This is a genomic window from Agromyces humi (assembly GCF_009720255.1).
Lineage (GTDB): Bacteria > Actinomycetota > Actinomycetes > Actinomycetales > Microbacteriaceae > Agromyces > Agromyces humi.
Genome location: NZ_WJSP02000581.1, coordinates 1 through 1,715 on the forward strand (window position 1 = coordinate 1; position 1,715 = coordinate 1,715).

General features: G+C 72.4%; 2 protein-coding genes. One reads left to right on the plus strand and one right to left on the minus strand.

What is annotated here, in order from left to right; genetic code table 11:
* The coding region (locus GH736_RS22500; RefSeq protein WP_159607205.1) for a DNA polymerase III subunit gamma and tau at nucleotides 1-1,361 on the minus strand (1,361 nt) is incomplete at its 3' end.
* Nucleotides 1,362-1,440: 79 nt separating this feature from the next.
* Between GH736_RS22500 and GH736_RS22505 the strand changes: the two genes are divergently transcribed.
* On the plus strand, nucleotides 1,441-1,715 hold a 275-nt coding region (locus tag GH736_RS22505; RefSeq protein ID WP_159607207.1), incomplete at its 3' end, for a DnaK-like suppressor protein.

Genomic DNA, 1,715 nt, shown 5'->3' on the forward strand with positions numbered 1-1,715 from the left:
AGCAGGGCGGGATCGAGGTTGCCCTGCAGTGGCACGTCCGCGCCCACCCGCTCCGAGGCCACGTCGAGCGGCACGCGGTAGTCCACGCCGACCGTGTCCACGCCGATGCCGTGCATGGCGCCGAGCAGCTCGCCCGTGCCCACGCCGAAGTGCACGACGGGCACGGCGCGAGTGGACGTCTCGCCCGCGGCATCCGTCACCCCGATGCGACGCTCGAGGCGCTCGACCCGCACCAGCGCACCGCGCTCGGAGTCGTCGCTCGACGGCACGAGCACCCGCGCGAGCATGAGCTCGAGGTGGAGGCGCGGCGAGGTGGCGCCGGTCATCTCGGTGAGGGTCTGGTTGACGAGGTCGGCGACCCGCGAGAGCTCGGCCGAGCCGAACGCCGCCGCTTGGGCGGCCATGCGCGCGAGCTCGTCGGAGGGGACGCCGCGGAGCACGGCCGCCGCGGTCTCGGGCGACGACGCCGCGACCACGATGAGGTCGCGGAGCCGCTCGAGCAGGTCTTCGACGAACCGCCGCGGGTCTTGGCCGGTCTGCACCACCCGGTCGGCGGCGGCGAACGCTCCTGCCGCATCCTTCGCGCCGATCGCGTCGACGACCTCGTCGAGGAGCGCGCCGTGGGTGTAGCCGAGCAGCGCCACCGCGCGCTCGTAGTCGATGGTGGTGCCCTCGGACCCGGCGATGAGCTGGTCGAGCAGCGACAGCGTGTCTCGCGGCGAGCCGCCGCCGGCGCGCACCACGAGGGGCAGCACGCCCGGGGCGACCTCGATGCCCTCCTCGGTGCAGAGCTGCTGCACGTACTCGAGCATCGGGCCGGGCGGGACCAGCCGGAACGGATAGTGGTGCGTGCGCGAGCGGATGGTGCCGAGCACCTTGTCGGGCTCGGTGGTCGCGAAGATGAACTTCACGTGCTCGGGCGGCTCCTCGACGAGCTTGAGCAGGGCGTTGAAGCCCTGCGGCGTGACCATGTGGGCCTCGTCGAGGATGAAGATCTTGTAGCGGTCGCGCGCCGGCGCGAACACGGCACGCTCACGCAGGTCGCGGGCGTCGTCGACGCCGTTGTGGCTGGCCGCGTCGATCTCGACCACGTCGAGCGAACCGCTGCCGCCGCGAGCGAGCTCGACACAGCTCGGGCACACGCCGCACGGCACGTCGGTCGGTCCCTCGGCGCAGTTGAGGCAGCGGGCCAGGATGCGCGCCGAGGTCGTCTTGCCGCACCCGCGCGGGCCGCTGAAGAGGTAGGCGTGATTCACGCGATCGGTGCGGAGCGCGGTCATGAGGGGCTCGGTCACCTGCGACTGGCCGATCATCTCGGCGAACGTCTCAGGCCGGTAGCGGCGATACAGGGCGGTGACCACGCCTCAATCGTAGTTGCCGCGTGTGACACCGCGTCCGGATGCCGCAGGCGTAGCATTCGGGGATCGGAAAGGGGGCGACATGACGGCGACGACGATGACCCCGGCACAGCTCGCACGGTTCGAGGGCAGGCTGCGCGCGGAGCGCGCCGACGCCGAGGAGCGCCTCGCGGAGTTCGACGGCGTCATGAGCGAGGTGCGCACTGCGAGGTCGGATGCCTCGGCCGACGACGAGCACGACCCCGAGGGCCCGACGATGACGCAGGAGTGGTCGCAGCGCACCGCCGTGCTCGCCGACGTGCGTGCCGAGCTCGCCGACGTCGAGCGCGCCCTCGGCCGCATCGCCGACGGCAGCTA